The sequence below is a fragment of the Bradyrhizobium sp. genome (assembly GCF_049512235.1).
Taxonomy (GTDB): Bacteria; Pseudomonadota; Alphaproteobacteria; order Rhizobiales; family Xanthobacteraceae; genus Bradyrhizobium.
In genome coordinates this window covers 1-6,578 of record NZ_JBEKXH010000359.1, presented here as the reverse complement: position 1 = coordinate 6,578, position 6,578 = coordinate 1, and the positions used below count along the sequence as shown (strand labels likewise).

Sequence of the window (6,578 nt, the reverse complement as noted above, 5' to 3'; positions counted from 1 at the left end):
TGCCGAAGCTGGTGCTCGCGCCGTCGTTCCTGCTGGTCTTGATTTTCGTCTACGGCTTCAATCTCTGGACCGTATTTCTGTCCTTTACCAATTCAAGGGCGTTCGCAAGCTTCAAGCTGATCGGCCTCGCCAACTACGAAAAGCTCTGGAATTGGACGTTCGAGACCGACCCGCCGTCAAGCTGGTACACCGCGATCGTCAACATGGGCATTTTCGGCGGGCTCTATATCGTGTTTTGCCTCGCGCTCGGCCTGACGCTGGCCATCCTGCTCGATCAGAAGATTCGCGGCGAGGGCATTCTTCGCCCGATCTATCTTTATCCGCTCGCGCTCTCGTTCATCGTCACCGGCACGGCGTGGAAGCTTTTTCTCGATCCGGGCATAGGCCTCGAAAAGGCCGTCCACGATTGGGGCTGGACCAGTTTCAAGTTCGATTGGGTCGTCAATCCCAGCATGATGATCTATTGCGTCGCGATTGCGGGCATCTGGCAGACGTCCGGCTTTGTGATGGCGATGTTTCTCGCGGGCCTTCGGGGAGTGGACGGGGAGATCCTGAAGGCTGCGCAAATCGACGGCGCCTCCGCCTATGCGACCTATCGGCGGATCGTGATCCCGATCATGCGACCGGTCTTTCTCTCCGCCACCATCGTGCTCGCCCACATGGCGATCAAATCCTACGACCTGGTGTTGTCGGTCACCGGCAAGAACCCGGGCGGGGCCGCCGAGCTGCCTTCGACCTTCATGTATTCCTACACCTTCACGCGCAATCAGATGGGGGTAGGCTCTACCAGCGCGGTCATCATGCTGATGACGATCGCCGCGATCATGGTTCCCTACCTCTACTCGGAGCTGCGGGAGAAGAGCCAATGAGCGCCGCAGATCTTGTCACCGCTGCGCCGCGTCGGATCCAGTCGGGCCACTCCGCCATCACGCGGGTCGTGATCTACGGGCTACTGATCTTTTTCGCGATCATCTATCTGGTGCCGCTGATCGTGATGGTGATGACGTCGTTGAAGCCGCTCGACGAAGTCACCGGCGGCAATATGTTTGCACTGCCGAAATCGCCGACCTTTGCCGCCTGGATCAGGGCCTGGGGCGAAGCCCGCATCGGCGTCTCGGATACGGCCGGGATCAACGGCTATTTCATGAATTCGATCAAGATGGTGGTGCCGTCGGTTCTGATCTCGACGCTGCTCGGCGCATTGAACGGCTATGTCCTCACCAAATGGCGCTTCCCCGGCCACAAGCTCGTGTTCGGCATGATGCTGTTCGCCTGCTTCATCCCGTTCCAATCCGTCATCATTCCGATGGCGGTGATCCTGGGACTGCTGGGCCAGATCGGCAATCAGCTCGCCGATGCCACCGGCTTTTCATTCGGCTTCGGCAATGCGACGGTCAACCTGGTGATTTGCCATGTCGTTTATGGCCTCGGCTTCACGACGCTGTTTTTCCGGAATTATTACGAGGCGTTTCCGACGGAACTCGTGAAGGCGGCGATGATAGACGGCGCCGGCTTTTTCCAGATCTTCCGGCGCGTCCTGCTGCCGAACTCGACCCCGATCATCATCGTCACGGTGATTTACCAGTTCACGAATATCTGGAACGACTTCCTGTTCGGCTCGACATTTGCCGCCGGTGACCAGTCTCCGATGACGGTCGCCCTGAACAACCTCGTCAATACCTCGACCGGGGTTGTCGAATACAACGTCAACATGGCTGCGGCGATCATCGCCGCGGCTCCCACCTTGTTCGTCTATGTCGTCGCGGGCCGCTACTTCGTGCGCGGGCTGATGGCAGGCGCGGTGAAAGGATAGAATATGGCCTTCCTTGAGATCAACGGGCTTCGCAAGCGCTTTGGCACGCTGGAGGTCCTGAAGGGCATCGATCTGAGCCTGGACAAGGGCGGCTTCCTGGTGCTGATCGGCCCCTCGGGTTGCGGCAAGTCGACCCTGCTTGGCACCATCGCGGGCCTGGAGACGATCAGCTCCGGCGCGATTCGCATCGAAGGTCAAGAGATCAACGATCTGCACCCCTCGAAGCGCGACATCGCCATGGTATTTCAGTCCTACGCGCTTTATCCCAACATGACGGTCGCCGAGAACATGGCGTTCGGCATGGAAATGCGCGGCGTGCCGAAGCCCGAACGCGAAAAGGCCGTCGCGGAGGTCGCCAAGACCCTGCAATTGGACCATCTTCTCAAACGCCGCCCGAGCCAGCTTTCGGGCGGCCAGCGCCAGCGCGTCGCCATGGGCCGCGCCTTGGTTCGCGAGCCGCGCGTCTTCCTGTTCGACGAGCCGCTGTCCAATCTCGACGCCAAGCTGCGCGTCGATATGCGCGTTGAAATCAAGCGTCTGCACCAGCGAACCGGTGCGACGATCGTCTATGTCACGCACGATCAGATCGAGGCCATGACGCTTGCGACGCGCATCGCCGTCCTGAAGGACGGCGAGCTGCAGCAGGTCGGCACGCCGCACGAAGTCTACAACAGGCCCGCAAATCTGTTCGTCGCCGATTTCATGGGCTCGCCTTCGATGAATTTGCTGGAAGGCAGGGTCTTACGATCGGACGGCGCGGCCTCGGTCGTCATCGAGCGTGCCGGCGCCGAGCCGATCGCGTTTCCCGTTCCCGCCAGCGCGAACGTCGAGGCGCTCACCGAGGGCGCAAAGGTGATCTTTGGCATTCGTCCTGAAGCTGTAAGCGATCTTGAAAGCGCGGACGGGAATTCGAAGAGCATCAAGACCTTCACCAGCCAGGTCGAGATTGTCGAGCCTGCCGGATCAGACACATTCGTCGTAACTTCGATCGCCGGCAAGGAGGTCACGGCGCGGATGCGGGCGGATTCCGACATTCGCGTCGGGCAGAGCCATGTGTTTGCGTTGAACCTCGACAAGGCCGTCTTGTTCGACCCGGCAACGACGCATCGACTTTAAACCACCTGCCGCCGGCCCCTGTTGCCGGCCCTGCAATGGGGGCGGTTGGTCGCCGCCGCGAACGTCTTGTCGCGAGGTACCATGCCTGAACCCACCCGATCGAGCCATGCCGAAAGCCCCGACGTGATCATCGTCGGATCAGGCATGGGTGGCGCGACGCTCGCCGCCGGGCTGGCGCCGAGCGGAGCTCGCATCGTCATTCTCGAACGCGGCGAACAGCTGAAAGATACGCCCGAAACGCGCGACGCGCGGGCGATCTTCCAGCGCGGTTTTTATCGCCCGACCGAGACGTGGACAGACGGGGCGGGCCAAGGGTTCAACCCCGGCAACTATTACTATGTGGGTGGCAACAGCAAGTTTTATGGCGCGGTCCTGATCCGCTACCGCGCCTGCGACTTTCGGCCAATCGCACACGCAGAGGGGACGACCCCGGGCTGGCCGTTCGATTACGATGAGCTTGAGCCCTGGTATACCCAGGCCGAGAACTTGTATCGGGTCTGCGGCGCGCTCGGTGACGACCCCACGGAACCGCGCCATTCCGCGCCCTATCCATTGCCGGCCATCCCCGATGAACCGGCCATGGCGGCAACCCGCCAACGACTGCGGAGGGCGGGACTGCACCCGGCCTCACTCCCGCTCGGTGTCGACATCGCGGCCTGGATGAAACGTGCGGCGACGCCCTGGGACGCCTTTCCGGATACGAGGACCGGGAAAATGGACGCCGAGACCTGCGGTCTTGCGGCCGCGCTCGCCTATCCCAACGTCATTCTGCAGACCGGAACGAAGGTCCAGCGCCTGATCATGGCGCCCGACGGCAAACATGTCGAAGGCGTTGAATACGACATTGGCGGCGCGCGGCACACGTTGAAGGCTGGATTGATCGTGCTGTCGGCCGGCGCGGTCAATTCGGCTGTGTTGCTGCTGCGGTCCTCCGAGCGCGGCATAGCCAACAGCAGCGACAAGGTCGGCCGCCATTTCATGAACCACAATACATCGGCCGTATTGGCGATCGATCCGAAAACGGTCAATGATGCCATCTATCAGAAGACGTTCGGTATCAATGACTTCTATCTCGATGACGGCGCAGGCGGGCCGCCGCTCGGCAACATCCAGCTGCTCGGTCGTGTAACCGGTCAGATTCTCAAGGCCAGTCTGCGTCAGGTTCCCGAATTCGCATTGAACTGGCTCAGTCGACATGCCGTCGACTTCTACGCCATGAGCGAGGATCTGCCCAATCCCGATAGCCGGGTGACGCTGGACGGAGAAGGGATCCGGCTGGATTGGAAGCGCAGCAACTGGGCCTCGCACTTGGCCTTGGTCGCGAAATTGCGCGCGCGGCTTCGTGCCGCGGGTTACCCGATCGTGCTCGCGCGCGCGTTCGATCGCCGCACGCCGTCGCATCAGTGCGGCACCGTGCGCATCGGCCTGGACCCGGCGGAAGCGCCGCTCGATCCCTATTGCCGCGCCTACGACCATCCGAACCTCTTCGTGGTCGACGCTTCGTTGCTGCCGACGTCGGCGGCGGTCAACCCGGCGCTGACCATCGCGGCGCAGGCGCTTCGTGTCGCCAACCACATTGCCAGCAACGATCTTTGACCGGAGCACCCAATGGCCCACGACTACATCATCATCGGCGGCGGCTCCGCCGGTTGCGTACTCGCCAATCGGCTGAGCCGGGATCCGTCGATCAAAGTCCTGGTCATCGAGGCCGGTGGTGCCGACACCAACATGCTGTTTCGCATGCCGGCCGGTTTTGCCAGGATGACGAAGGGCATCGCCAGCTGGGGCTGGAGCACCGTGCCCCAGAAGCATCTGAATGGGCGCGTCATCTGGTATACGCAGGCCAAGGTCGTCGGCGGCGGCTCGTCCATCAACGCCCAGCTCTATACGCGTGGCAACGCGAAGGACTATGACGCATGGGTGACGGAAGCGGGCTGCGAAGGCTGGTCCTATCGTGATGTCCTGCCCTATTTCAAGCGCTCCGAGGATAACCAGCGGCTCGTCAATGATTACCACGCCTACGGCGGACCATTGGGCGTTTCCTACCCGGTCAATCCCCCGCCGATCAGCTTCGCATTCCTGCGCGCCGCGCAGGAAGCCGGCATTCCGTTCAATGATGATTTCAACGGCGCGGTGCAGGACGGCATCGGTCATTACCAATTGACGACGCGCAATGCCCTGCGGTCTTCGACGGCGAGCGCCTATCTCGGACCGGCACGCTCGCGACGGAACCTCACGGTGAGACTGAACACGCCCGCATTGAAAATACGCGTTGAAAACCGGCGCGCGGTCGGCGTGGAGGTCGGCATGTCCAGCGGTATCGAGACTCTGCGGGCGGAACGCGAGATCATTCTCTGCAGCGGCGCCATCGGCTCGCCAAGGCTGTTGCAGCTCTCCGGCATCGGTCCCGCCGACGTGCTTTCGGCAGCCGGGATCCCGGTCGTTCATGATCTGCCGGGTGTCGGTGCCAATATGCAGGATCATCTCGATCTCTACGCCATTTGCGAATGCACCGGCGATCACACTTACGATCGGGTGGCGCGGCCGCATCGCACGGTCTGGGCGGGGCTGCAATATCTGCTGTTCAAGACCGGCCCTGTCGCCTCGACATTGTTCGAGACCGGGGGGTTCTGGTACGCGGACAGAGAGGCGCGTTCGCCGGATATTCAATTCCATCTCGGGCTCGGATCCGGTATCGAGGCAGGCGTCGCGTCGATGCGCAATCCCGGCGTTACGCTCAACTCGGCGTTCCTGCGCCCGCGCTCTCGCGGCAGCGTGCGGCTGGCAAGCGCGGATCCCGCGGCCGCGCCCTTGATCGATCCCAACTACTGGTCGGATCCATACGACCGGGATTGCTCGCTGAAGGGTCTGCAGCTGGCGCGCGATATCCTTAAGCAGCCGGCGCTGAGACCCTACGTGCTCGCCGAACGGCTGCCCGGCGACGGCATCGGGAGTGAGGAAGACCTGATGCAATATGCCTACCGGTCCTGCAAGACGGATTATCATCCGGTCGGCACTTGCGCGATGGGGTCGGGCGAGAATGCGGTCACGACGCTCGATTTGAAGGTCCGCGGCATGGACGGCCTGCGTGTCGTCGACGCTTCGGTGATGCCGTTCGTCCCGTCGTGCAATACCAACGCACCGACGATAATGGTCGCAGAAAAGGCGTCCGATGCGATCCTCGATCGCAAGCCGCTGCCGGCGGCGGTGTTTTGACGGCGCTATAACTGCAGACTCCAGTCATCGCGAAGACCGTGCCGTTAGATTCACGTTTCGAAAATAGTCTTTTTGAATCGTGAATTTAAACACTTAATTCATGCTCTCGAAGGAATTGTTCAGCACGGTCCGGATCGGGACCTCGATCAAACTCGAGGCAATCCTCGTCTTCACCAAAAGGAACGGACTTGAAGGGGCGATACGATGAACGTGAGAAAAGGCAAGGAGCAAAGACTATTGAGGCTCGCCGTGATGTCCAACGGCAGCGCCGACTCACGAGAAATTTCCAACAAGGCATCCCAGGCGGCGATACCCCCGCAAGATGAAATCCTTCAAAATGCAATCCTGAACAGCGCTCACTTCGCAATCATCGCGACCGACGCTAACGGTGTTATCCAGTTGTTCAACGTCGGTGCTGAACGGCTGCTCGGTT

Annotated in this window: 5 protein-coding genes and 1 pseudogene; all 6 read left to right on the top strand. The window is 61.3% G+C overall.

What is annotated here, in order from left to right; translation table 11 throughout:
* On the top strand, positions 1 to 869 hold an 869-nt coding region (locus tag ABSG20_RS26165), incomplete at its 5' end, for a carbohydrate ABC transporter permease (RefSeq protein ID WP_423867384.1).
* Positions 866 to 1,813 carry a carbohydrate ABC transporter permease gene (locus tag ABSG20_RS26160; RefSeq protein ID WP_423867383.1) on the top strand — a complete coding sequence of 316 codons (948 nt, stop codon included), beginning with the start codon at positions 866 to 868 and terminating at the stop codon, positions 1,811 to 1,813. The genes ABSG20_RS26165 and ABSG20_RS26160, both read left to right, overlap by 4 nt.
* Positions 1,814 to 1,816: 3 nt before the next feature.
* The gene (locus tag ABSG20_RS26155; protein ID WP_423867382.1) at positions 1,817 to 2,929 is read left to right on the top strand and encodes an ABC transporter ATP-binding protein; all 1,113 of its coding nucleotides are present in this window, start codon (positions 1,817 to 1,819) and stop codon (positions 2,927 to 2,929) included.
* A gap of 81 nt (positions 2,930 to 3,010) precedes the next feature.
* Positions 3,011 to 4,525, top strand: a complete 1,515-nt coding sequence (locus ABSG20_RS26150; protein ID WP_423867381.1) for an FAD-dependent oxidoreductase — start codon at positions 3,011 to 3,013, stop codon at positions 4,523 to 4,525.
* Positions 4,526 to 4,537: 12 nt separating this feature from the next.
* The gene (locus ABSG20_RS26145) at positions 4,538 to 6,145 is read left to right on the top strand and encodes a GMC family oxidoreductase (protein WP_423867380.1); all 1,608 of its coding nucleotides are present in this window, start codon (positions 4,538 to 4,540) and stop codon (positions 6,143 to 6,145) included.
* Between the two features lie 204 nt (positions 6,146 to 6,349).
* Positions 6,350 to 6,578 (top strand): annotated as a pseudogene (locus ABSG20_RS26140) (hypothetical protein); the annotation flags it as partial.

What these genes read in the sequence shown, in the direction of transcription:
- ABSG20_RS26150 (WP_423867381.1), top strand. Translation starts at nt 3,011, where the DNA reads ATGCCTGAACCCACCCGATCGAGCCATGCCGAAAGCCCCGACGTGATC.
- ABSG20_RS26160 (WP_423867383.1), top strand. Translation starts at nt 866, where the DNA reads ATGAGCGCCGCAGATCTTGTCACCGCTGCGCCGCGTCGGATCCAGTCG.
- ABSG20_RS26145 (WP_423867380.1), top strand. Translation starts at nt 4,538, where the DNA reads ATGGCCCACGACTACATCATCATCGGCGGCGGCTCCGCCGGTTGCGTA.
- ABSG20_RS26155 (WP_423867382.1), top strand. Translation starts at nt 1,817, where the DNA reads ATGGCCTTCCTTGAGATCAACGGGCTTCGCAAGCGCTTTGGCACGCTG.